Source organism: Citrobacter sp. Igbk 17, from assembly GCF_028069775.1.
Classification (GTDB): domain Bacteria; phylum Pseudomonadota; class Gammaproteobacteria; order Enterobacterales; family Enterobacteriaceae; genus Citrobacter.
The window spans coordinates 115,894-136,953 of record NZ_JANEWI010000009.1; the positions used below are offsets into that span (position 1 = coordinate 115,894).

Below are 21,060 nucleotides of genomic sequence, written 5' to 3' on the forward strand. Positions count from 1 at the left end.
AAGAGATTGCATGCAGAACCGTTTATCTTCAGGCGCCCGCTTGGGGCGTCAGGCATTACTTTTCCCTCTCTGTCTGGTGCTTTACGAATTCTCTACATATATCGGTAACGATATGATCCAACCCGGAATGTTGGCGGTGGTGGAGCAATATCAGGCCGGTTTAGATTGGGTTCCAACGTCCATGACCGCTTATCTGGCAGGCGGCATGTTTTTACAGTGGTTGTTAGGGCCGCTGTCGGATCGTGTTGGTCGTCGTCCGGTGATGTTAACCGGGGTGGTTTGGTTCATTGTGACCTGCCTCGCAACGCTGTTTGCACAAAATATTGAGCAATTTACTTTCCTGCGTTTTTTACAGGGAATTAGCCTGTGCTTTATTGGCGCGGTAGGTTACGCCGCCATTCAGGAGTCCTTTGAAGAAGCGGTGTGCATTAAAATCACTGCGCTAATGGCGAACGTAGCATTGATTGCACCGCTTTTGGGGCCGTTGGTTGGAGCCGCCTGGGTACATGTCCTTCCGTGGGAAGGCATGTTTGTCCTGTTTGCCGCACTGGCTGCAATCGCCTTTTTTGGCCTGCAGCGCGCGATGCCGGAAACGGCTACCCGTCTGGGCGAGAAGCTTTCCATCAAAGAGTTGGGCAAAGATTATAAGCTGGTGCTAAAGAATGTGCGTTTTGTCGCAGGCGCACTGGCATTGGGCTTTGTCAGTCTGCCATTGCTGGCGTGGATTGCGCAGTCCCCGATCATTATTATCAGTGGCGAACATCTCAGCAGCTACGAATATGGCCTGCTTCAGGTACCGATTTTTGGCGCACTGATTGCGGGTAACCTGGTGCTGGCGCGTCTGACATCACGCCGCACGGTGCGCTCGCTGATTATCATGGGAGGCTGGCCAATCTCCGTGGGATTGATCATTGCCGCCGCGGCCACGGTTGTTTCTTCTCATGCGTATCTGTGGATGACGGCAGGTTTAAGTCTTTATGCGTTTGGCATTGGCGTGGCGAATGCCGGGTTGGTGCGCCTGACGCTGTTTGCCAGTGAAATGAGCAAAGGGACCGTTTCAGCAGCAATGGGTATGCTGCAAATGCTGATCTTTACCGTCGGTATTGAGCTGAGCAAACATGCTTATCTGCTGGGTGGAAACGGCTTGTTCAGTCTGTTTAATCTGGCGAGCGGTGTGCTGTGGTTGATTCTGATGGTTATCTTCCTGAAAGATAAACGGGTAGGGAATTCCCGGGAAGGTTAAAGCCCGGTTTCCGGGCTTTGCAATCATTAGTGATGGTCGTCAATCTGATGCTCAATGACCATCCCTTCACCTACGCTGGCAACATGACGCGCATATGGATGTGCGCGGTAAACAGGGGCTGGAGTGGCTGCCGGAGCAACATAAACCGTTTGCGGGGCAGTAGTGACACTGACCGCCTGCGGAACGTTGACGGAAGAAGGAACGACCACCACTTTGTACCCGCTTGGCACATCAACAGTAACATTCTGCGCAAATGCTGTTCCTGCAAATCCCAGCAACACTGTTGCCATCAGTACACTTTTCTTCATAATTCGCTCGCCTGAAATATTCACTGGAGTTAATAATCCAGCGGGTTAATTTGAGGCGGATTATGAATAGATCATGCCATCATTTTGTTGCCGTCTGTGCTGATGCGTTAACGAGTAAAGGGCGCTTCATTTTTTAGTACACGATCTATGACATTCAGCACGCCTTCTTCGTTATTCGAACCCGCACGATATTTTGCTGCCTGAACAACAGGTTCGTGAGCGTTGGCCATTGCGAAGCTAAATCCGGCCTGGCGTAGCATCTCAATATCATTTCCACCATCACCAAATACCACGACCTCATCGTCGCTGATATTCCAGCGTTGTTGCAGCAGACGTAAACCGTTGGCTTTATGAACGCCCGGAATAATTAAATCGATACTGCCGTAACCGGTATGCACCGGTACCATAATGTCGCCAATCGCCTCATGAAGATCTGCCTGCACCTGGGGAATGCGATCGTCAGAGATATTCAGCCCAAACTTGAAGAATACATCGTTGATGTTGTCGAAGTTATCGACAAATTCAAGACGGTGATAATACATGGCAGAGATGGATTTATGCTCATCGCTGTACTGTTTCAGAGTGTAGGCGCTGTTTTTACCGCAGGCGATAATCTCGATGTCTGCGCGGGTTAGCAGATGCTCCACGATGGTCTGGAAATCGTCTTTAGCCAGTTCACCGTTAAAAATATCTTCCCCTTCGCTGACCACCCAGCCCCCGTTTTCTGCCACAAATGAGATTTCATTGGCCAGTTCGGGGAAAAAAGAGATCAGCTGGTAATACTGATTGCCGCTGGCGACCACAAAGCGGATCTCCTGCGCTTTCATTTGACGGTACTGCGCCATAAACCGCTCGCGGTTATAGGTCTTTTGGTCACTTAAAAACGTGCCATCCATGTCTACTGCAATTAACTTGATACCCATTAGCCGTTCTCCATCACAGTTGTATTTTTGACATCCGGTTTAGCCACAGCCTTCGCAACGATGGCCGCGACAAGCACCAGCGCCAGCACAACCAGCATGGCGCTGCGCAGGCCATAGTGTTCACCCAAATAACCCAGCAGCGGCGGGCCGACCAGGAATGCCAGATAGCCAGTAGTCGCAACAACGCTCACGCGGGTTGGCGCATCAGGGCCGGTATCGCTGGCGGCCGAAATGGTCAGCGGGAAGCCGAGAGAAGCCCCTAGTCCCCAAAGGATCACCGAGACGCCTGCCACCCATGAGCTGTCGACAAAAATGATCAGGCTGATACCGAGCGCGCCCATCAGTGCACTGGCGCGTACTACTGCCACACGGCTGTAGCGGTCGATGAACCAGCCACCGGTGAAGCGCCCGACGGTCATACCGAGCGTAAAGCCGGCATAAATCAGCGATCCGGATGTCGGGCTAAATCCATGCCCATCAACCATCAGTAAGGGAAGCCAGTCGTTGGCGGAACCTTCGGCAAACGCCATCGCCAGCACCACGACGCCAATCAGCAGCAATTGAATATCGCGATAGAATGGCAACCCTTTTTCAACGGCGTGCGAACCGTCAGTCGCATTCTTACCTGTGCCGTCGGGGATAGCCTTAATAGCGATAAAAATAGGGGTAATAGCCACCATCGCCGCCAGCAGAATATGTGCTGTCGCGGGGACGTTGACGGCGGTAAGTACCATGCCTACACCTGCGCCAGCCAGCGTTCCCAGGCTGTAAAAACCATGCATCATCGGCAGCACAGTTTTGTTCATTTCACGCTCAACCGCTGCGCCTTCGACGTTGATTGCAACTTCAGCCGCGCCAAAACTGGCGCCAAACACGCCCAGACCAAACGCAAACAGCCAGGCGGAATGCAACCATAATGCGAGGCTGAGAATTGTCATGCCCAGAACCGCGCATGACATGGTGGTGCGGATGACGTTTCGTGTGCCAAATCGTTTCACCAGCCAGGCCGAACAAAGAATGCCGCTCATCGAGCCAATTGAGAGTCCAAACAACACCGCACCCATTTCGGCGGTGGAAATAGAGAGGATATCTCGGATGGCAGGGGTACGCGTCGCCCAGGAAGCCATTAACAAACCTGGTAAAAAGAAGAACGTGAAAAGCGCCCACATACGGCGTCTTAAGGCTTTGCGTGATGAGATGCCAGTCATGAATTCGAGCCAAAGAAAAGAGGGAAGAAGACAACATTAGCAAGGTTGTGTACATTTGTACACAAATGCAAAAAGAGGTAATGCAGTGCGACGCGCGAACGACCCACAACGACGGGATAAAATAGTCCAGGCCACGCTGGATGCGGTTATAATCCATGGTATTCATGGGGTTACACACAGGAAAATCGCCATGATTGCCGAGGTACCGCTGGGCTCAATGACCTATTACTTTTCGGGAATAGATGAGCTTTTAATGGAGGCATTCGCGCGTTTTACTGACACCATGTCTGTGCAATATCAGGCATTTTTTGCCGGTGTTGAAAATGCGTCACAGGCCTGCCATGCCATTACCGATATGATCTATAGCTCCCAGGTCACGACGCCTGGCAATATGGAACTCATGTACCAATTGTATGCGTTTGCCAGTCGTAAACCGGCGTTAAAGACGGTTATGCAAAACTGGATGTTACGCAGTCAGCAGACGCTGGAACAGTGGTTCGAGCCGGTAACTGCACGCGCGCTGGATGCGTTTCTTGAAGGCATGACGCTGCATTTTGTCACGGACAAAAAACCGCTATCGCGAGCAGATATTCTGACGATGGTGGAACGCATTGCTGGCGTGCCGCCGAAGTAAAATCATTAAAATGGCTTGTCGAGGCGGGAAATCGCCTGACGTAAAAAGTCGATGACTTTCATCGCCTCTGCTGTCAGCGGTTGAGCCGCTGTTTTTACCGTCCCGACGTCCATCCAGGTAATAAAATCATCAATTGTTCTGTGCATGACGCGCAGGCCATCCAGTGACCACGGGCGATAAACCAGATCAGATAAAATGGTTATTCCTCTGCCTTTAGCGACCAGGCTTCTTATTGCCTCAAAAGAGTTGCTGCGAAAACAGATATTGGGCGTATAGCCGCGCTGCTGCCAGTAATCGATGATCACGTCAGGGTATTTATCGGTTTCCAGCAGTAAAAACGGCTGCTTTACGACATCAGTAAGGTGGATCGAGGGCTGGCTCTGGAGCGGATGTCCAACAGACGTCCACAGGCGGCGTTGTGAACGAATGAACGTTTCGATTTCCAGATCGGTGTCGTGGCTGATATTTGAGGTCAGGAGCAGGCAAAAATCGACTTTCTGGGCCCGTAGCGCCTGTACCAGTTCTGGTGCTGTGGCCTCATGAAATACGATCTCCAGCAGTGGGAAACGTCGTTCAATATCGTTGAGTATATCCGGGATAAGATAGGCAGAGAGCGTTTCGGCAATGCCTATACGCACTGTACCGGTGAGAATTTCGCTTCGGTCATGCAAAGCGTCAACGGCAGAGCGGCTGCTGTTGATGATGTTGCAGGCATGTGCCAGAAAGCGCTCGCCCTCGGCGGTGAGCTTCACGCCTTTGGGGTAACGTACAAATAGCTGCACATCTAATGCTTCTTCCAGATTCCGCATGGCAATGGTCATTGATGACTGAGAAATATGGCAGCGCACAGCAGCTTTGGAAATTTGTAATGTTTCTGCAAGTGCGATGTAAAACTCAAGTTGCCTTAGCGTGAATTTCATAGTTTTAATCTATGCACATGGATGAAAACGTTATATTAGCATTCATTCTGACACCGCCGTAGCCTTGTGGTCATACCGTACACCTGACAATAAGGCACAAATATGCCCTATCTTTTACTCAGTCTGGCTGCCTGTTTTTGGGGTGGGAACTATGTGGTCGGCCATATATTGGTTGCCGATGTTAATCCCATCGTTTTATCTGCAGCACGCTGGATATTTACCGCATTGCTATTGATGGCGCTTTATTTCCGACAGATCGCTGTGCAGTGGCCCGCGATGAGAAAATCCTTTGGTACTATCGTGTTCCTCGCGTTATGTGGTCAGGTTCTTTTCCCCTTAACGTTGTATATCGGTCTGCAATATACAACGTCGCTCAATGCGGCGATTTATATGTCCACCACACCGGCTCTCGTCCTGTTAATCAATAAGTTCTTTTTTAGAGAGCGGATCTTTGCGCGTAATATTGCCGGCGTGATCCTCAGTACCGTTGGCGTTATCTGGTTGATATCGCAGGGGGATGTGATGCATGCGCGGGTGTTTGAACACCTGAACCAGGGCGATTTCTGGACGATGGGGTCAGCGCTGAGCTGGGCTGTCTATTGCGCTTTTTTACGCATTAAACCGGTTGAGGTAAAGGGAAACGCCTTTGTCGCCGTGAGCGCCCTGCTAGGCGCGATGGTGCTTATTCCAGTATTGGCTCTGGAGTTGATACACAATGGTATGCCGGGCTGGAATAGCTATGCAAATACAGGCGTTATTACTGGGCTGGCATATCTTGTTATCTTTCCTTCCTGGCTGTCATATCTGTTATGGAACAAAGGGATTAGCACCATTGGTGCAACGCGCGGAGAGATCTATTCACACTTGATTCCACTGAGTGGCGGATTATTTAGCGTGATGTTTTTGCACGTCACTCTGCATTCATACCATCTGGTCAGCGCGTTGGTTATTACGTGCGGTATAGCATTGTGTTCCCGCCCGAGCGCAAAAAAAGGCTCGCAGCAGCGCACTGCGTGAAAGAGCGGTAAATTAGCTTACGGTTGCGCCCCCGGTAATATTTACCACCGTAGCGGTCATTGCTCCGGCATGGTCTGAAGCAAGAAAGGCTGTAACCTCAGCGATTTGTGCAAGCGTAGGCAGGCGTCCGATCATGGTGCTTTGTGCTGCACCGCCTAACCATTGTTCGACGGTTAAACCCATTGATTGCGCTTTAGCGGTGAAAATCTCCCCGGTATAGGAACCGGCCGCTACCGCGTCCACAATCGCATGCGAGCGCACGCCGACGACGCGAATGTTTATCGGTCCCAGTTCGCTGGCGAGTGCTTTAATAAAAGCCTCTGTTCCCGCACAGCCGACAATATGGCCGAGATGCCCAGGCATCGCCATCGGGGCCGCGGGCGCGACAACGGTGAGAATGACGCCCGCTCGATTGCCGCCCATGTGCGGCGTTACGGCTTTTGCGATATTGAACTGCGCCGAAAGGAAAGGGGTGATACCGCTCATAAACTCAGAGAGGGATAATGCGTCGATGCGCTTGCCTTGTTCATGCATAAAGCCGGTCGCGTTAACCACCACATCAATTCCACCGATTTGCTGTACCAGGCGGGTAACTTGTGTTGAGGTGTCGTGCTCGTCGAGCACATCGGTGATAAACGTATCGACAGTAGCCCCCGCCATTCGCAGGCGACTGGCCGCCAAATCAAGCTTTTCCTGACTGCGCGCGCCCAGGTACACATGGGCACCTTCGCGTGCCATGGCCTGCGCAACCGCACTACCAATAGCCCCGCTGCCGCCGAAGATCACTGCGACTTTGTCAGTAAGTAACATTGCTAACCCCTATTATGGAAACAGCACAGTTTAAAAGTATGTGCCATAACCGGCATGCTGCAAATTAGAGGGGGAATGGGTGATAAAAAGGTGACGAGAGGTAAATTTCAGGCAACAAAAAACCCATTTATGTAAACGGGTTAGTAAAAACAACGGCTTGTAAGATAATCAATTAGTTAGTTTGGTGGTGAGAGGTGGCGACTACGGGACATTGCCAATCGCTGCCGCCACTAAAGTTTAACTAACAAATGTCATAAGAGTGCGCGTATTAAAATACCACAACACCTTTGACGGGAGCGCCTGCACCACGGATTTCGCCGCTTCCATAAGAGACGACTTTCCCGTTTTCAAAGGTAACGTAGTAATCACCCTTATCCCATCCCCAACCAGATGTTAACCGGTTGCTGTACTGGATTTGTTCGCTGTTACCTTTAACTGCATCACCATCAGGGGTTCCAAGCAAATCAATTACTTGTTGTTTTGTCATGCCAACCTGAACATTGTGAATTTTTTCACCAGTAGTACAGCTTGCTAAAACTGCTACGGTAAAGCCGATCATCATTAATTTTTTGAAGTTCATTTTCAGTCTCTATGGATTGTGAGCAGTAATTATTTACCAACCAAAATTATGTGATATTGATCACGCACTAGATGATTCAATTATTCCCTGGCTCATTTTTGATTGTCTGCACAAGAGGAACCCTCTGGCTCTTTGCTGATCAAAATGCTGCGGTTCTTTTTGCCCTTAGTTCTGACACCTGTAAGGTGTGTTTCGGTGGTTCAGGTAATCCAGGTTGTCATTTTCACGTATTAATGGCATTCCATTTGTATGCAGAATCACGTCGTTAAAAGATCCCATACCGGCGTAAAGTCCCTTCAGGGAGTGCTATCGCCACACATGAAGTAAGCGATTGATTGGAAGGGGTATGAATTTCAGGCAACAAAAAACCCATTTATGTAAATGGGTTAATTAAAACAAAGAGTTGCATAATAATTAATAAGTTAGTTTAGTGGTGAGAAGTGACGACTACGGGGCATTGCCAACTGCTGCCGCCACTTTGTCGCCACTTGGCATTTGTTACTTAGCCATTGCTTTAAGTGAAGTTTATAATGCGCTTCCCACTACAAGGCTACTGGAATGTGCCATGAAACTCTTTTTTGCCTCCATACTGATGTTGTTTTCCCCTCGTAAGGGATTTGAATGGTTCGTCAGAAAATTCTTCCCAAATGAGTTCCTTGACCCAAACTTCAACGAATCATCTTGTCACTTAAGGAGAAAACTGCGTTCTGCTGCCACGTATAATTTCTTCTTTTTCTCAGTTGCAATGGTTGTCATTTGGTACTTTTGGCGGTTTGAATTTTCATGGGTCAATGCTTTTAAAGCAGTTTCCTCATACATTGCACTGACAGTCACTGTAGGGCGGGGCGGATGGAGCCTCCAAACATGGGATGGTAATACTCTCTCAGAGAGAATTGATCAAAGAATTTACAAGATGGCTCAATACACCAATGTGGTGATTTTACTGGTGACGATTTACTATCCCAATAAATAACTATGTTGCCATTGTAGCTAAGGGATTAAAGCGCAGAGCCGTTTCAAGGTGGTCAGGAGCTAGGTGAGCATAGCGCATGGTCATTTTTATGTCGTGATGGCCCAGGATTTTCTGGAGTGCAAGAATGTTTCCACCTGACATCATAAAGTGAGCAGCGAACGTGTGACGCAGGACGTGGGTAAGCTGCCCGCGCGGCAGCACGATAGAGGTCTTATCCATCACAGATAAAAACTGGAAATAGCAGTCGGTAAAGAACTTAAAGCCGTCCAGGGCAATGATTTCTTCATACAGCTCTTTGCTAATCGGAATGCTGCGGTTCTTTTTGCCTTTTGTCCTGACAAACGTGATCCGGTATTTCGTGACCTGAGAACGGGTCAGGTTCACAGCTTCGCGCCAACGTGCTCCGGTGCTCAAGCAGATTTTGACGACAAGAGCGAGCAGGGGGCTTTGGCGTTGACAGTCAAACAGAAGCTCTGTGATTTGTTCATGTGTCAGCCAGGCCATTTCTTTTTCGGCAATGGTGAATTTACGCATGTTCTCCAGTGGGTTTGGTGCTGTCCATTCACCGAGTCGGGCCAGCTCGCTAAAAACGCCGCTAAGGTAGCTTTGTTCGAGATTGATAGTTACCGGGCTGGCGCCTTTCTTCCACTTCTCGCTAAAGTAGATTTCACCCGTCAGGCGTTTGTCTCGGTAATGAGCGAATAATTTCGAGTTGAGATCAGTAGCGAGAGGGTTTCCGAGTGCATCGACCATCAGGACCAACTTGTCGTAAACATGCTCGCCAGCTGTCAGGGATTTGCCGTGCAGTTTGAACCAGAGTTCAACGACATCTTTCAGAGTTCGGCGATCTACCGATTCACCCAGCCAGGGCTTAGCTTCAGTTTCCTCCATTATGTGCCGTTCAAATGCTAACGCTTCACCTTTGGTGGCGAATTGCTTACGCACACGCCGTCCGCTGCGCCCGGCGGGGTAGCATTCGCAAATCCATTTTCCTGTGGTGAGTTTTCGTACTGCCATAAAAAAGCCCTCATGTCTGAGGGCTAAATTTAACTGTATATTTGAACAGTGGTCAATGTATGTTTACCGCGATTAATACATTGCTACGCGACTACTAACTCCTCGCTTTCTTTTACGGCCTTATTGCGTTCATTCTCAATGGCTAAAGATTCTCTGTACTCTTTTGCTTCTGCAAACATCGTCCAATGCGCATCGATACTCATTTCTTTAATCGTTGATTTGATGTCTTTTATACCAACATTGAAGAACTCTTTGCGTGAGTTAACTTTGTTCACTTGCTTATCGTTAAACACTTTGTGGAGATGATTTTCGAGAGAGGGGGCATCATCACTGTAGATCATTGCATGTACATCGAATGAGAAAGGTACGCTTGCATCACCCAGCTCACGAACGCGGTCAAGCGGTTCGAGTCTTCGCGTCATCCCAATCTTATATACGTTTTCTCCAAAGGAGCCGATGTTACTAATCACATATACGTGGCCAGAGCGTGTTTGCTGTGCCATTGAGATGGCTCTTTGGTTTTTGGCTTCTGCTTCTTCGTATTTAATTTGTAGCTCAGCCAGTTTCTGTTCGAGGGCTATACGTTGTTCTTCACCTGCGAGCATCAGTTCTTTCGTTGCTTTATCAATGGCCTGCTGAATGGCTTTCTCTTCTTTCTCAGCTTCTTTTATCGCTTTTTCGTACTCGCGCCGCGCTTTTTCTTCTTCACGTAACTGCTCTTTAATTCGTCTTTGTTCTTCTTTTTCTTCGAGCATAATTTCATTTACAGCTACCCCCCATTTAAGCTCGTTAAGTCGAGCCTGTAAGTAGATGTCGGTGATCTTAGCGGATCTAAAGGCTGAACCGTTAAAATTCACAAGCTCAAATGCATCTTTTATTTCTTGGGATAGTTTGCCGTAATTGTTATGTTTAATTTTCGAAAGGGTGCTATCAACTTTCCCATTGAAAGCATCTAGTACAAATTTGATTGCGGTGTTTCGTCTGTTAGGTTCGACATAATCACAGCTTGCCGCTTTGCTTGTTTTGATAAGAGACTTAGTTAGCTCCCTTGCTTTTTGCAGCTCTTTCCCTGCGTCCGCAAATTCATAATTCTCTGCCAGTTCGTCCAAAACGCTGCGGTTTGGAACTATCCATTCATCACCGTACCCTTCAATTTTATTTTTCATTGACTTGGCTACAGCTTGGTAGGTCTCTGCGAACTCTTTAGCTTCATATGCGGACCCAGCAATTTCTTTTGCACGTATCTCTGCATTTGCGATTATTTTCATCGCATTATCATTTGCATTGGAGATCAGTTCATCCGCTTTACTATTCGCGTTATCGAGGCGTTCTTTGGCTTTCAGGCGGGCATCACGAGCATCTTGGGTGATAGCGACAGCTTCACTATTGGCGTTGCTTAGTATTAATTCAGCCTGGTGGTGTGCTTCGTTCACTGCTCTTGCAGCCTTTTTTTGAGCTTCTTCTATCTTTTCTTTGGCTATAGCATCTGCGGTTTTTATCTTCTTCTCAGCATCTAGGGTTGCATTATGCAATTCTTGATATTGCCATAAGGGGGCAGCTTTTCCTTCAAGTTCTGCGTGTTCACGTATTACCTGAGCTAATTTTTCCTGTGTTTCATCTAATTCACCTCCAAGAGTTTTATTACTGGAGGCTAAAACATCCATTTCCTCTCTATGTTTTTTACTTTTTTTGAAAAGTACGATGGATAAAATAGGAGAAAACAATGCTAATAAGAGTACTACTATAATAAATAAATCCATTTCAAAATCCTTTTACCATATCAATTTGAAACAGTTGTGCTTCTTACATATGCGATTACTTCTATATCTGAAAAAGCACATTCAAAACTATTATCTGCAGTAGAAATTTTAATCATACCCTTGGGTAACCGAGTGATGAGTCTAATGGAATAAGTTCCATCAATGTTGATCAACCAGTGCCCATCCAGCACTTCTGCAAACGTTTGTTCACAGATGTATGTAGTAGATCCTTCGAGAACAACAATTGGAGCAGAAAGATTTGCGGGAAGAAATGATACGTCAAAAACATACGAGCCATCTTCAACCATTTTTCCCGCGGTCAGGCGAAACTTCACGAGTTCCTCGGTGGTTGCTGTTTGAGAACTTAACTTGAGACCTTGTCCGGTGGTTAACCAATTGAGCGAGATACCTGTTTCCAAGGCGCATTGAATTATCCAATCTGCGGGGAAGGTATCTCGCATGTATCTGTTAGCCAATGTACTTTTTGACACTTCTAAGTGGTCAGCAAGGGCTTGCCGAGTTGTAAACCCATATGCCTCGACCAACCGCTCAATCGCAGCTTTACCACCCTGATTGGGATTTATTTTGATCTCATTTGGGTACTTTGATGTTGACATATCTCTTATGCGATCCTAGTATCAGTTTTGTTCCCATTTGGGGACTTGTCACGGTTACTACCGGCTCACCACAAGCCAATAGGAGATGTTGCCCCATGACCCCTAACATTTCAATCACTCTGAACACACCGCACGTCACAATCGAGCGATACAGCGAGCTGACAGGGCTGCCTGTAGACACCATTAACGACATGCTTGCTGATGGTCGTCTGCCTCGCCACCGTCTGCGAAAGGATAAGAAACGCGAGAAGGTGATGATAAACATCGTCGCGCTGACTGTTGATGCACTTTCAGATTGCAATATCGCTATTAGTTAGTTCCATTTTGAGATACATCGGAGTCTCTTGCTATGTTTGACTATCGAGTTTCCAAACACCCGCATTTCGATGAAGCCTGCCGTGCTTTCGCCTTGCGTCATAACATGGCGAAGCTGGCAGAACGTGCAGGTATGAATGTCCAGATTCTCCGCAACAAGCTAAACCCGGAACAACCACACCAGCTGACTGCACCGGACATATGGTTGCTGACCGATCTCACGGAAGATCCAACTTTGGTTGACGGATTTCTGGCACAGATTCATTGCCTATCTTGTGTACCTCTGAATGAGGTAGCCAGCGAGAAAATGCCTCACTACGTACTGAACGCTACGGCGGAGATTGGGCGTGTAGCTGCAGGCGCAGTATCCGGTGATGTGAAAACCAGTGCAGGCCGCCGCGATGTGATCAATAGCATCAACTCTGTTACGCGCCTTATGGCACTCACTGCAGTTTCATTGCATGCACGTTTGCAGGCGAATCCGGCGATGGCAATCGCGGTAGATACCGTGACGGGCCTAGGCGCTTCGTTCGGTCTGATCTGAGGTGGCTATGCTGACAAAAGAACCATCTTTTGCATCACTGCTCGTTAAGCAAAGTCCTGCAATGCACTGCGGTCATGGCTGGATTATGGGGAAGGATGGCAAGCGCTGGCATCCATGCCGCTCTCAGGATGCGCTGCTGGACGAACTGTCTACTAAAAAGCAGGGGAAACCATGGCTATTGAAGGCGATGCTGCGACTGTTCCGCTAAGCGCTGGCCTCCGCCTTAATGGGTTAAACCACATCGCGGAATTAAGGGCAAAAGTGTTTGGCTTAAATATTGATTCAGAACTGGAGCGCTTTATTAGCGATATGCGGGACCAGCGGGATATTAACCATGAGCAGAATAAACGCGCACTAGCCGCAATATTCTTTATGGCAAAGATTCCGGCGGAACGTCATAGCGTCAATGTTAGTGAACTGACGACTGACGAAAAGCGGGAGCTGATTAAAGCAATGAACCATTTCCGTACAGTGGTGAGTTTATTTCCAAATCGGCTAGCCATGCCGAATTAACCCACAACCGAAATTAAAGGCGTAAACCCGCCGGGCTTCTTATTGCCCAAATTCAGGAGAAACAACAATGCGAAATATTGAAACCCGTATTACCAAAACAGGACCAGATGATGCTGGCCTTAACCAGATGCTGACTGATGCACGCATGGAAGAACGCCGGGCACGTGCTGCGGCAATGGCTGCCCGTCTTGATAGCCTGGCCTGCCATATCACGTCACGCCAGCTTAACCACATTGAAGCGGCGGAGCTGCTGCGTATTGCGGCTGAAAACATTCAGAACGAAGCTCAGGAGATCCACTGATGGCAGATTCAATGGACCTTGTACAGCAGCGCGTTGAAGAAGAACGTCAGCGCCACATCCACACCGCCCGCAACAGAACGCCGGGCGTTTCCCGTGTGCTCTGCATTGATTGTGATGCACCGATCCCGCCAGCACGCCGTCGCGCCATTCCGGGCGTGCAGTGCTGTGTCACTTGTCAGGAAATCGCAGAGCTGAAAGGTAAACACTATAACGGAGGTGCAGTATGACTATGCGCATCCATCAGATAAAAATTGCACCTAAGTATTTTAATGCCGTAGTCGCTGGCAGCAAAAAGGCAGAGCTTCGCAAAGATGATCGCGGCTACAAAGTAGGTGATGTCCTTTCTCTCTGCGAATGGAAACACGGTTCATATACTGGTCGGGAATGGGCCGCTGTTATTACCCACACTTTGCCGATTAATGAAGTTGTGGCAGTGGAAGGGCAATGGGTAATTCTTTCTATTCGCTCATTAACGCCGCTTGAGGCTCTCTCCTATGTCATTTCAGGGGGAGCTATATGACCACTATCCTGAAATGGGCGGGAAATAAAACCGCTATCATGCCGGAATTGATTAAGCACCTTCCTGCTGGCCCGCGGCTGGTTGAACCTTTCGCGGGTTCCTGTGCTGTGATGATGGCGACAGACTATCCTCATTATCTTGTCGCGGATATTAATCCTGATTTGATTAATCTTTATCTGATGATTCAGAAAGACCATGAGGCTGTCATTCAGATAGCGAAGGAGTTATTTAAAGATTTTAATTCGGATGTTCAGTATTACCGTGTTCGCCAGCATTTCAATTACTCTATTATTAATGAAGTAGAAAAAGCAGCATATTTTCTATATTTAAATCGCCATGGCTATCGTGGCCTTTGCCGCTATAACCAGAAGGGTGAATATAATAATCCATACGGACATTATAAAAAGCCGTACTTCCCTGAAATTGAAATACGCGCATTTGCAGAAAAAGCAAAACGCGCAGCGTTTATCTGCGCCAGCTATGACGAGACACTGGCACTGCTGCAAACGGGTGATGTTGTCTATTGCGATCCACCATATGACGGCACGTTTAACGGATATCACACAGCTGGTTTTACAGAGGATGATCAGTACCATCTGGCGTCTATTCTTGAACGCCGGTCATCAGAAGGTCATCCGGTTATCGTGTCCAACAGCGATACGTCTCTGACCCGTTCGCTTTATCGTGATTTTACTCGCCATCGTATCACCGCTAAGCGCAGCATGGGCGTGGCTGCCGGTGATAGTAAAACTGCAGTAGAAATCATCGCCACAAAATCAGCATGCTGGTTTGGTGTTGATTTGGCGTCTGGTCCTGATATCTCGGTGGAAACTGAGGTGCGGGCGTGGCAGTGAGTAAATTCACATTACATCATGCACAAACCACCGGCGGCTCGAATGAGGCCGCCGTGGCCTTTCCATGGAATACCCCAAAAAAAGCGGTTAATCCGTATCTGGACCCGGCGGACGTTGCGCCGGAGTCTGCGCTTTCAAACCTCATCACTCTGTATGCTGCGGATAACGAGCAGGAGCATCTGCGCCGTGAGGCGCTGAGTGATGAGGTTTGGGAACGCTATTTCTTTAATGAATCCCGCGATCCTGTCCAGCGTGAAATGGAGCAGGATCGGCTGATTAGCCATGCCAAAATGGCCCGCGAACAGCAGCGCGTTAATCCCGATTTGGTGATTATTGCCGATGTTAGCGCCATGCCTGCCCATATCAGCAAGCCTTTGCTGGAGCGGATTAAATACTTCCATAGCCTGGGCAGGGCTAAAGCTTATTCCCGCTATCTGCGCGAAACAATCAGGCCTTGTCTGGAGCGGCTGGAGCGCGTGCGTGACAGCCAGGTGTCTGCGTCTTTCCGGTTCATGGCGAGCCAGGACGGGCTGGAGGGGCTGCTTGTACTGCCTGAAATGAATCAGGAGCAGGTCAAGCGCCTTTCCACGCTGGTTGCGGCACATATGAGCATGTGTCTTGATGCGGCCTGCGGTGATCTGTTTGTCAGTGACGATGTTAAACCAGAAGAAATCCGCCAGGCATGGGAAAGGGTTGCTGCAGAAGCCATGCGCCTTGAGGTCATCCCGCCTGCCTTTGAGCAGTTGCGCCGCAAAAAGCGCCGCCGCAAGCCGGTGCCTTATGAACTGATCCCACCGTCGCTGGCGCGCATGCTGTGCGCGGACTGGTGGTATCGCAAATTGTGGCAGATGCGCTGCGAGTGGCGAGAGGAGCAGCTGCGCGCCGTCTGCCTGGTCAACAAGAAAGCGTCCCCGTATGTCAGCTATGAAGCCGTGATCCACAAACGCGAGCAGCGCCGCAAATCGCTGGAGTTCTTCCGCTCGCATGAACTGGTCAACGAAGACGGTGACACGCTGGATATGGAAGATGTGGTGAACGCCAGCAACAGCAACCCGGCGCACCGCCGTAATGAAATGATGGCCTGTGTTAAAGGGCTGGAGCTGATCGCGGAAATGCGCGGAGACTGCGCCGTGTTCTATACCATCACCTGCCCGTCACGCTTCCACGCAACCCTCAACAACGGCAGACCTAATCCGAAATGGACCAGCGCCACGGTCCGGCAGAGCAGTGACTACCTGGTTGATACGTTCGCCGCTTTCCGCAAGGCCATGCACAAAGCTGGGCTGCGCTGGTACGGCGTCCGCGTTGCAGAGCCGCACCATGACGGCACTGTGCACTGGCATCTTCTGTGCTTTATGCGCACAACAGACCGTCGTTCCATCACCGCGCTGCTGCGTAAGTTTGCCATCCGTGAAGACCGCGAGGAGCTGGGCACCAATACCGGACCGCGCTTCAAGTCCGAGCTAATCAACCCGCGTAAGGGCACACCGACAAGCTACATCGCCAAATACATCAGCAAGAACATCGACGGGCGCGGGCTGGCTAAAGAAATCAGCAAAGAAACCGGCAGATCACTGCGTGACAGCGCCGAGCATGTCAGCGCCTGGGCGTCACTGCACCGTGTCCAGCAATTTCGTTTCTTTGGTATTCCGGGTCGTCAGGCATACCGCGAGCTGCGTTTGCTGGCTGGTCAGGCGGCGAGAGTGCTGGGTGAACGCAAAGCGGGTGCGCCGGTACTGGATAATCCGCGTCTGGATGCGGTACTGGCAGCTGCAGATGCGGGTTGCTTTGCCACCTACATCATGAAGCAGGGCGGTGTGCTGGTTCCCCGCAAACATCACCTTGTCCGCACGGCTTATGAGCTTAACGACGAACCGAGCGCCTATGGCGATCACGGTAATCTGCATAAAGTGGATGAGTGGTTGACAGCGCTGCTGGCTAATCTGGAGCCTGCAGCACGTCAGCGTATGATGCTTGAACTGGCGCAGGATCTGCGCCGGAATCAGCAAAACAATATCCGGCTGCAGCGTAACCCTGATGGCAGCGGATACGAGCCGCGCCGGATAATGACACGCAGTAAGAAGGGCCGCATCAAACGCCAGATGTTTGTGAAGCTTCGCACGGCAAAATACCTGAAAACCACCGCAACGGCTGACTCTGCCAGTGTGGAGTTTGCTGGGCAGGTGCAGCGCATTGCGCGGGTTCACCATTTCGGCCTGCGTGATCGAGTCAGCCGTAAGGGGCCACAGGTCCGTTATGCAGAGCGCCGCCTGCTGGGGGGGAATGATGAGGTGGAGATTGTCATTACGGACGCTCTTATGCAATGGCTAATGAATTAAAGTTTATAGTTACTAGAATTAGCGCTACACCGCTAGTGTATTTTTGCATGTAATGACGAAGTCATTATAGAGAGCATGAATTTCTGAACTCCATTCATTAGCTTTTTTGACTTTAGCTTCTGTTTCATCTGTCCAGTTCATATCCGTATCTTTATGACTTAGCATATTAGAATATGGCGTGTTACCAATATGGTTGGTGTTGCACGATAAGAATTCATCAAATGCCAACATTTGATTGTAAAAGTTGGTAGCTTTGGTTTCTAGTTCTTGATTGTGGAAATGTTGATCAGCATGACCCCAGCTATAACGCAACTTGTCAAAACCCTCGACGCTATTTTGATGAAATGTTGCACCGAAATTATGATTTTTTAAAAATTCGATAATTAGTGAGGTTGGTGGTAATAATGACATGAAATTTTTATACAATTCTATATCTGCATCTCTTTTCCTGTTTTGTTCTTCTTTTTTGTTATTTTCAATTATCACTTCAGGATACAGTTGTAGCGCTTTTATCGCTAAGTGATAGACCAATCCGGAAATGATTAATATTACTGCAATAGTGTTGCTTGGTGTTATGTTGCCGATATCAATGAGGTTTATGGAAGAACCGGTTGTCTTGTTGAGGAGATCAATAATCAAATTTAAGAATAATATGTAAGTTGGTGTTGGCCATGACAGTATGCTTAAACCAACAGCTATTAATGACCATGTGACTTTATTACTAAATTCCGGAAAAATTTTACCGATTAATTTTTTTGCTAAAATTTCTAAAATTTCTTTCATTTTCAATTCCTATAGATAAGACCTCTATTGTGCCATGGGTGATACATAGCTATCCAGTGGCTCAGCTTTTTCATGGTCAGTAGCCTGACTCGATGAACGCACAACTCACAGAAATCATGCGCCTTATCACCAACCTGATCCGCACCGGTACAGTGACCGAAGTGGATCGGGATAAATGGCTATGCCGGGTAAAGGTGGGCGAGCTTGAAACTAACTGGATTAACTGGTTGACGCTGCGTGCCGGTGGTGCCCGTACCCGTATATCAACGAAACCATTATTTCCGGCGGCACCGCTTATGAGGGCGGCGCGGTCCATGTTATTGACACGATGAGAGTGAACCCATGAGCGCAAAATTTTACACCCTGCTGACGGATATCGGCGCGGCGAAACTGGCTAGCGCCGCCGCGCTCGGTATCCCGCTTAAAATTACCCATATGGCGGTGGGTGACGGTGGTGGAGCACTGCCCACTCCCAGCGCACAACAGACTGCGTTAGTGGCAGAAAAGCGCCGCGCCGCGCTGAATATGCTGTATATCGATCCGCAGAACAGCAGCCAGATTATTGCTGAGCAGGTGATCCCTGAAACTGAGGGCGGTTGGTGGATTCGTGAAGTCGGCCTGTTTGATGAAAACGGCGCACTGATTGCCGTCGGGAATTGCCCGGAAAGCTATAAGCCGCAGCTCGTTGAGGGCAGCGGACGCACGCAGACCGTACGCATGGTGCTGATTACCAGCAGCACCGATAACATCACCCTGAAAATTGACCCTGCTGTGGTTCTGGCAACCCGCAAATATGTGGATGACAAGGTGCTGGAGCTTAAGGTGTATGTGGATGACCTGATGGCAAAACATCTTGCTGCTGCAGATCCACATACGCAATATGCGCCAAAAGCCAGTCCGACATTCACTGGCACGCCAAAAGCACCGACGGCAGCGGCAGGCAATAATTCCACGCAACTTGCTAACACGGCTTTTGTGCAGGCGGCAATTGCTGCACTGGTGGCATCTTCTCCAGCTGCACTCGATACGCTTAACGAACTGGCAGCGGCGCTGGGAAACGATCCTAATTTTGCCACCACCATGACAAATGCGCTTGCCGGAAAGATGGACAAGGCAGCCAATGGAAAAGACATTGCTGATGTTTCAGAGTTTCTCAAAAACCTTCAATTGCGAGAATCTTTCTCTGGTGTTGTTGGAACATCGCGAAACGCGAAGATGAGCGTAACGGTACCTGCTGCAACCGCCACGTTCTCAGCAGATGAATTGATTGTTGAAGAGAGTGGTGGTCAGCAATACAGGCTTGGTTCATTCAGTAAATCGGTGAACTTGGCAACAGTTGGTGCTGGCGGAATGGATGTTGGCGCACCTTCGGTATCGGGCTTTATTGCACTGTATGCAATTTACAACCCAACGACAGAAACTATTGAACTACTCGCTGTCGACGCGACTAGTTCAATAATGCCGGAGATTTATGGTGGTTTATCACTGCCAGATGGTTTCACTGCAAGCGCTCTGATCAGTGTCTGGCGGGTGGCGAAATCAAAATTTGTCACAGGCATACAAAAGGGAAGAAAAATATCTATTGAAAAGCAATCTGTAATAACTACAACAGCACAAGTTACAGCCCTTACGAAACTTTCGGTTGCATCAATAGTTCCATTAAATGCTCTAACAGTTTCGGGGAATGGCTTAATATTTGCAATTGAAGGGAGCGATTCTTCATTTGGTGGGCTTGTGATTGATATAGCATCTACAAGTTGGGGGGCGGGCTATACGTCCATTGGAGGGTATGTAGGAAACTATGGTATAGGAATTTATGGTGAATTCTCAGAAATAGTTCTATCAACGCCTCAGGCTATTTTTTATGATATAAATCCCAATGGGACATCGATTACAGAACACTCAGCATCGATATTTATTAATGGATATACGATTTGATTATGTATGTTTGATTGAAATGTGATGTGCATGCGCTTCAAAATAACACTGATTTTTCTAAGTTAACCTTATAAAAATCAGTGTTGCATTTTTAATTTGCACGAAGGAATGTATCTCTTATTTTACGTTGTGCTGGGATTTCAATTAATTTATATGAAAAATAGCTAATGGTGATTAATAACGTGAAGAATATAAGCATGACATATGTGCTGTTGAATATGTCGCGATTATATCCATTGAGATCGCTAAAAAGGACAAATACTATTTGCAGTGGAAAGTGAAGAAGGTAAGATGAGTAACTTATATCTCCTACCCATTCAATTTTCTCACCTAAGTTTTGCTTTAATGCATTTAATGATGCAAGGGCGCATATAGTTGGTGCAAACCCCAAAGAAACGATAATGAATATGTTTTCGATGTGCAGTATGGAAATAAATAGCCATGACAATAGAGAGAAAACCAATGTCGCTCTAAAATAATATGTCGAACCAATTTTGCTAATTGAATATTGTGTGATATTATAACTTAATCCTCCGAGGAAAAAACAGAATACACCTATCATTACGCCATTATTAATACCATAGAGAAAAAAAGCAGTTAAAACTATAACTATTAATGTAATTGAGTTTTTTTGTTTAAATAAACAAAAAATAAAAAACATAGAGTACATAAGAACTTCAATGGAGACAGACCATGTTGGTGCATTATATGACCAACCCCTTTCGAGTCCCCATGATTGTATCATTAATATATTTAAAATGGCATGATAAATGTCATTCATATAATAAACAAAATAAGAATTGTGGGTTTCGAAAAACAAAGCCTGTAAAAAAGCAACTAATATAAAACTAATGAAATAGAGAGGGTATAATCTACTTAATCTCTTAACGAAAAAAGCTTTTAATGTTATGCTTTTATTTTGTATGTTGTCATAGTATAAATA

The 21,060-nt window shown here is 48.0% G+C and carries 26 protein-coding genes and 3 pseudogenes; 17 read left to right on the forward strand and 12 right to left on the reverse strand.

Annotated elements, in window-relative coordinates:
• Positions 1 to 10 precede the first annotated feature (10 nt).
• Entirely contained in the window at positions 11 to 1,243 is a 1,233-nt protein-coding gene (locus NNO08_RS07940; protein WP_048212167.1) for an MFS transporter, read from the forward strand.
• Positions 1,244 to 1,269: 26 nt separating this feature from the next.
• Here the strand turns inward: NNO08_RS07940 and NNO08_RS07945 are convergent, their stop codons facing one another.
• The 3 genes from NNO08_RS07945 to NNO08_RS07955 form a co-directional block, all read right to left on the reverse strand.
• Positions 1,270 to 1,551: a hypothetical protein gene (locus NNO08_RS07945; protein ID WP_271440620.1), complete on the reverse strand. Its 282-nt coding sequence runs from the start codon at positions 1,549 to 1,551 to the stop codon at positions 1,270 to 1,272.
• Positions 1,552 to 1,658: 107 nt separating this feature from the next.
• Positions 1,659 to 2,474 (reverse strand): Cof-type HAD-IIB family hydrolase, encoded by an 816-nt coding sequence (locus NNO08_RS07950; RefSeq protein ID WP_271456499.1) that lies wholly within the window; start codon positions 2,472 to 2,474, stop codon positions 1,659 to 1,661.
• Positions 2,474 to 3,682 carry an MFS transporter gene (locus NNO08_RS07955; RefSeq protein ID WP_271449691.1) on the reverse strand — a complete coding sequence of 403 codons (1,209 nt, stop codon included), beginning with the start codon at positions 3,680 to 3,682 and terminating at the stop codon, positions 2,474 to 2,476. The genes NNO08_RS07950 and NNO08_RS07955 overlap by 1 nt, the downstream gene beginning before the upstream one ends.
• A gap of 85 nt (positions 3,683 to 3,767) precedes the next feature.
• On the opposite strand from NNO08_RS07955, the gene NNO08_RS07960 reads away from it, so the two are divergent.
• Positions 3,768 to 4,316 (forward strand): TetR/AcrR family transcriptional regulator, encoded by a 549-nt coding sequence (locus NNO08_RS07960; RefSeq protein ID WP_271456500.1) that lies wholly within the window; start codon positions 3,768 to 3,770, stop codon positions 4,314 to 4,316.
• A gap of 5 nt (positions 4,317 to 4,321) precedes the next feature.
• Here the strand turns inward: NNO08_RS07960 and NNO08_RS07965 are convergent, their stop codons facing one another.
• Entirely contained in the window at positions 4,322 to 5,236 is a 915-nt protein-coding gene (locus NNO08_RS07965; RefSeq protein WP_271456501.1) for a LysR family transcriptional regulator, read from the reverse strand.
• Positions 5,237 to 5,338: 102 nt separating this feature from the next.
• Between NNO08_RS07965 and NNO08_RS07970 the strand changes: the two genes are divergently transcribed.
• Positions 5,339 to 6,253, forward strand: coding sequence for a DMT family transporter (locus NNO08_RS07970; RefSeq protein ID WP_271454506.1), 915 nt, complete (start codon positions 5,339 to 5,341; stop codon positions 6,251 to 6,253).
• A 12-nt stretch (positions 6,254 to 6,265) separates the two neighbouring features.
• On the opposite strand, the gene NNO08_RS07975 is transcribed toward NNO08_RS07970, so the two are convergent.
• The 3 genes from NNO08_RS07975 to NNO08_RS23175 form a co-directional block, all read right to left on the reverse strand.
• Complete coding sequence (locus NNO08_RS07975) at positions 6,266 to 7,063, reverse strand: SDR family NAD(P)-dependent oxidoreductase (RefSeq protein WP_271456502.1); 798 nt, start codon at positions 7,061 to 7,063, stop codon at positions 6,266 to 6,268.
• A 268-nt stretch (positions 7,064 to 7,331) separates the two neighbouring features.
• Positions 7,332 to 7,643 (reverse strand): outer membrane protein assembly factor BamE domain-containing protein, encoded by a 312-nt coding sequence (bamE, locus tag NNO08_RS07980; protein WP_052951303.1) that lies wholly within the window; start codon positions 7,641 to 7,643, stop codon positions 7,332 to 7,334.
• Positions 7,644 to 7,808: 165 nt separating this feature from the next.
• Positions 7,809 to 7,943, reverse strand: coding sequence for a DUF6966 domain-containing protein (locus NNO08_RS23175; protein ID WP_416348258.1), 135 nt, complete (start codon positions 7,941 to 7,943; stop codon positions 7,809 to 7,811).
• 133 nt (positions 7,944 to 8,076) lie between these two features.
• Here NNO08_RS23175 and NNO08_RS07985 point away from each other — a divergent pair, with 133 nt between their 5' ends.
• The gene (locus NNO08_RS07985; protein WP_271456503.1) at positions 8,077 to 8,616 is read left to right on the forward strand and encodes a hypothetical protein; all 540 of its coding nucleotides are present in this window, start codon (positions 8,077 to 8,079) and stop codon (positions 8,614 to 8,616) included.
• On the opposite strand, the gene NNO08_RS23105 is transcribed toward NNO08_RS07985, so the two are convergent.
• From NNO08_RS23105 to NNO08_RS08005, 3 genes are all read right to left on the reverse strand, one after another.
• Positions 8,617 to 9,633 (reverse strand): phage integrase, encoded by a 1,017-nt coding sequence (locus tag NNO08_RS23105; RefSeq protein WP_333908950.1) that lies wholly within the window; start codon positions 9,631 to 9,633, stop codon positions 8,617 to 8,619. It abuts the gene before it with no gap.
• An 83-nt stretch (positions 9,634 to 9,716) separates the two neighbouring features.
• Positions 9,717 to 11,393, reverse strand: coding sequence for a DUF4041 domain-containing protein (locus NNO08_RS08000; RefSeq protein ID WP_271456504.1), 1,677 nt, complete (start codon positions 11,391 to 11,393; stop codon positions 9,717 to 9,719).
• A gap of 20 nt (positions 11,394 to 11,413) precedes the next feature.
• Positions 11,414 to 12,010: a phage repressor protein CI gene (locus tag NNO08_RS08005; protein ID WP_137345603.1), complete on the reverse strand. Its 597-nt coding sequence runs from the start codon at positions 12,008 to 12,010 to the stop codon at positions 11,414 to 11,416.
• 95 nt (positions 12,011 to 12,105) lie between these two features.
• Here NNO08_RS08005 and NNO08_RS08010 point away from each other — a divergent pair, with 95 nt between their 5' ends.
• The 10 genes and pseudogenes from NNO08_RS08010 (at position 12,106) to NNO08_RS08055 (ending at position 17,396) form a co-directional block, all read left to right on the forward strand.
• Positions 12,106 to 12,327: a regulator gene (locus NNO08_RS08010; RefSeq protein ID WP_137345604.1), complete on the forward strand. Its 222-nt coding sequence runs from the start codon at positions 12,106 to 12,108 to the stop codon at positions 12,325 to 12,327.
• Positions 12,328 to 12,359: 32 nt separating this feature from the next.
• The gene (locus NNO08_RS08015; protein ID WP_271456505.1) at positions 12,360 to 12,869 is read left to right on the forward strand and encodes a phage regulatory CII family protein; all 510 of its coding nucleotides are present in this window, start codon (positions 12,360 to 12,362) and stop codon (positions 12,867 to 12,869) included.
• 7 nt (positions 12,870 to 12,876) lie between these two features.
• The gene (locus NNO08_RS08020; protein WP_079836358.1) at positions 12,877 to 13,077 is read left to right on the forward strand and encodes a phage filamentation protein Fil family protein; all 201 of its coding nucleotides are present in this window, start codon (positions 12,877 to 12,879) and stop codon (positions 13,075 to 13,077) included.
• Positions 13,041 to 13,382 carry a DUF5347 family protein gene (locus NNO08_RS08025; protein ID WP_000963480.1) on the forward strand — a complete coding sequence of 114 codons (342 nt, stop codon included), beginning with the start codon at positions 13,041 to 13,043 and terminating at the stop codon, positions 13,380 to 13,382. Before NNO08_RS08020 ends, NNO08_RS08025 begins: the two co-directional genes overlap by 37 nt.
• A gap of 67 nt (positions 13,383 to 13,449) precedes the next feature.
• A complete protein-coding gene (locus NNO08_RS08030) occupies positions 13,450 to 13,683 on the forward strand; it encodes a DUF2732 family protein (RefSeq protein ID WP_060855047.1) in 234 nt (77 codons plus the stop codon).
• Positions 13,683 to 13,910, forward strand: coding sequence for a TraR/DksA family transcriptional regulator (locus NNO08_RS08035; protein ID WP_000785513.1), 228 nt, complete (start codon positions 13,683 to 13,685; stop codon positions 13,908 to 13,910). The genes NNO08_RS08030 and NNO08_RS08035 overlap by 1 nt, the downstream gene beginning before the upstream one ends.
• Complete coding sequence (locus NNO08_RS08040; protein ID WP_000178747.1) at positions 13,907 to 14,203, forward strand: DUF3850 domain-containing protein; 297 nt, start codon at positions 13,907 to 13,909, stop codon at positions 14,201 to 14,203. The genes NNO08_RS08035 and NNO08_RS08040 overlap by 4 nt, the downstream gene beginning before the upstream one ends.
• Positions 14,200 to 15,057, forward strand: coding sequence for a DNA adenine methylase (locus NNO08_RS08045; RefSeq protein ID WP_271456506.1), 858 nt, complete (start codon positions 14,200 to 14,202; stop codon positions 15,055 to 15,057). The genes NNO08_RS08040 and NNO08_RS08045 overlap by 4 nt, the downstream gene beginning before the upstream one ends.
• A pseudogene (locus NNO08_RS08050) lies at positions 15,048 to 16,955 on the forward strand (replication endonuclease); the annotation flags it as partial. The gene NNO08_RS08045 and the pseudogene NNO08_RS08050, both read left to right, overlap by 10 nt.
• Positions 16,956 to 16,967: 12 nt before the next feature.
• On the forward strand, positions 16,968 to 17,396 hold the full coding sequence (locus NNO08_RS08055) for a phage virion morphogenesis protein (RefSeq protein ID WP_271456510.1): 429 nt from the start codon (positions 16,968 to 16,970) through the stop codon (positions 17,394 to 17,396).
• Between the two features lie 24 nt (positions 17,397 to 17,420).
• Here the strand turns inward: NNO08_RS08055 and NNO08_RS08060 are convergent, their stop codons facing one another.
• A complete protein-coding gene (locus tag NNO08_RS08060) occupies positions 17,421 to 18,179 on the reverse strand; it encodes a hypothetical protein (RefSeq protein ID WP_271456507.1) in 759 nt (252 codons plus the stop codon).
• Between the two features lie 92 nt (positions 18,180 to 18,271).
• Between NNO08_RS08060 and NNO08_RS08065 the strand changes: the two are divergent.
• From NNO08_RS08065 to NNO08_RS08075, 3 genes and pseudogenes are all read left to right on the forward strand, one after another.
• Positions 18,272 to 18,436 (forward strand): annotated as a pseudogene (locus tag NNO08_RS08065) (phage baseplate assembly protein V); the annotation flags it as partial.
• Positions 18,433 to 18,525, forward strand: a pseudogene (locus tag NNO08_RS08070) (hypothetical protein); the annotation flags it as partial. The pseudogenes NNO08_RS08065 and NNO08_RS08070, both read left to right, overlap by 4 nt.
• Positions 18,522 to 20,117 carry a phage tail protein gene (locus NNO08_RS08075; RefSeq protein ID WP_271456508.1) on the forward strand — a complete coding sequence of 532 codons (1,596 nt, stop codon included), beginning with the start codon at positions 18,522 to 18,524 and terminating at the stop codon, positions 20,115 to 20,117. The pseudogene NNO08_RS08070 and the gene NNO08_RS08075, both read left to right, overlap by 4 nt.
• 91 nt (positions 20,118 to 20,208) lie before the next feature.
• Here the strand turns inward: NNO08_RS08075 and NNO08_RS08080 are convergent.
• On the reverse strand, positions 20,209 to 21,060 hold an 852-nt coding region (locus NNO08_RS08080; protein WP_271456509.1), incomplete at its 5' end, for an acyltransferase family protein.

Bases quoted from the DNA above. Each gene is read 5' to 3' on its own strand.
- NNO08_RS07940 (WP_048212167.1), top strand. From the start codon at position 11: ATGCAGAACCGTTTATCTTCAGGCGCCCGCTTGGGGCGTCAGGCATTA.
- NNO08_RS07945 (WP_271440620.1), bottom strand. From the start codon at position 1,551: ATGAAGAAAAGTGTACTGATGGCAACAGTGTTGCTGGGATTTGCAGGA.
- NNO08_RS07950 (WP_271456499.1), bottom strand. From the start codon at position 2,474: ATGGGTATCAAGTTAATTGCAGTAGACATGGATGGCACGTTTTTAAGT.
- NNO08_RS07955 (WP_271449691.1), bottom strand. From the start codon at position 3,682: ATGACTGGCATCTCATCACGCAAAGCCTTAAGACGCCGTATGTGGGCG.
- NNO08_RS07965 (WP_271456501.1), bottom strand. From the start codon at position 5,236: ATGAAATTCACGCTAAGGCAACTTGAGTTTTACATCGCACTTGCAGAA.
- NNO08_RS07970 (WP_271454506.1), top strand. From the start codon at position 5,339: ATGCCCTATCTTTTACTCAGTCTGGCTGCCTGTTTTTGGGGTGGGAAC.
- NNO08_RS07975 (WP_271456502.1), bottom strand. From the start codon at position 7,063: ATGTTACTTACTGACAAAGTCGCAGTGATCTTCGGCGGCAGCGGGGCT.
- bamE (WP_052951303.1), bottom strand. From the start codon at position 7,643: ATGAACTTCAAAAAATTAATGATGATCGGCTTTACCGTAGCAGTTTTA.
- NNO08_RS23105 (WP_333908950.1), bottom strand. From the start codon at position 9,633: ATGGCAGTACGAAAACTCACCACAGGAAAATGGATTTGCGAATGCTAC.
- NNO08_RS08000 (WP_271456504.1), bottom strand. From the start codon at position 11,393: ATGGATTTATTTATTATAGTAGTACTCTTATTAGCATTGTTTTCTCCT.
- NNO08_RS08005 (WP_137345603.1), bottom strand. From the start codon at position 12,010: ATGTCAACATCAAAGTACCCAAATGAGATCAAAATAAATCCCAATCAG.
- NNO08_RS08010 (WP_137345604.1), top strand. From the start codon at position 12,106: ATGACCCCTAACATTTCAATCACTCTGAACACACCGCACGTCACAATC.
- NNO08_RS08015 (WP_271456505.1), top strand. From the start codon at position 12,360: ATGTTTGACTATCGAGTTTCCAAACACCCGCATTTCGATGAAGCCTGC.
- NNO08_RS08020 (WP_079836358.1), top strand. From the start codon at position 12,877: ATGCTGACAAAAGAACCATCTTTTGCATCACTGCTCGTTAAGCAAAGT.
- NNO08_RS08025 (WP_000963480.1), top strand. From the start codon at position 13,041: ATGGCTATTGAAGGCGATGCTGCGACTGTTCCGCTAAGCGCTGGCCTC.
- NNO08_RS08030 (WP_060855047.1), top strand. From the start codon at position 13,450: ATGCGAAATATTGAAACCCGTATTACCAAAACAGGACCAGATGATGCT.
- NNO08_RS08035 (WP_000785513.1), top strand. From the start codon at position 13,683: ATGGCAGATTCAATGGACCTTGTACAGCAGCGCGTTGAAGAAGAACGT.
- NNO08_RS08040 (WP_000178747.1), top strand. From the start codon at position 13,907: ATGACTATGCGCATCCATCAGATAAAAATTGCACCTAAGTATTTTAAT.
- NNO08_RS08045 (WP_271456506.1), top strand. From the start codon at position 14,200: ATGACCACTATCCTGAAATGGGCGGGAAATAAAACCGCTATCATGCCG.
- NNO08_RS08060 (WP_271456507.1), bottom strand. From the start codon at position 18,179: ATGAAAGAAATTTTAGAAATTTTAGCAAAAAAATTAATCGGTAAAATT.
- NNO08_RS08075 (WP_271456508.1), top strand. From the start codon at position 18,522: ATGAGCGCAAAATTTTACACCCTGCTGACGGATATCGGCGCGGCGAAA.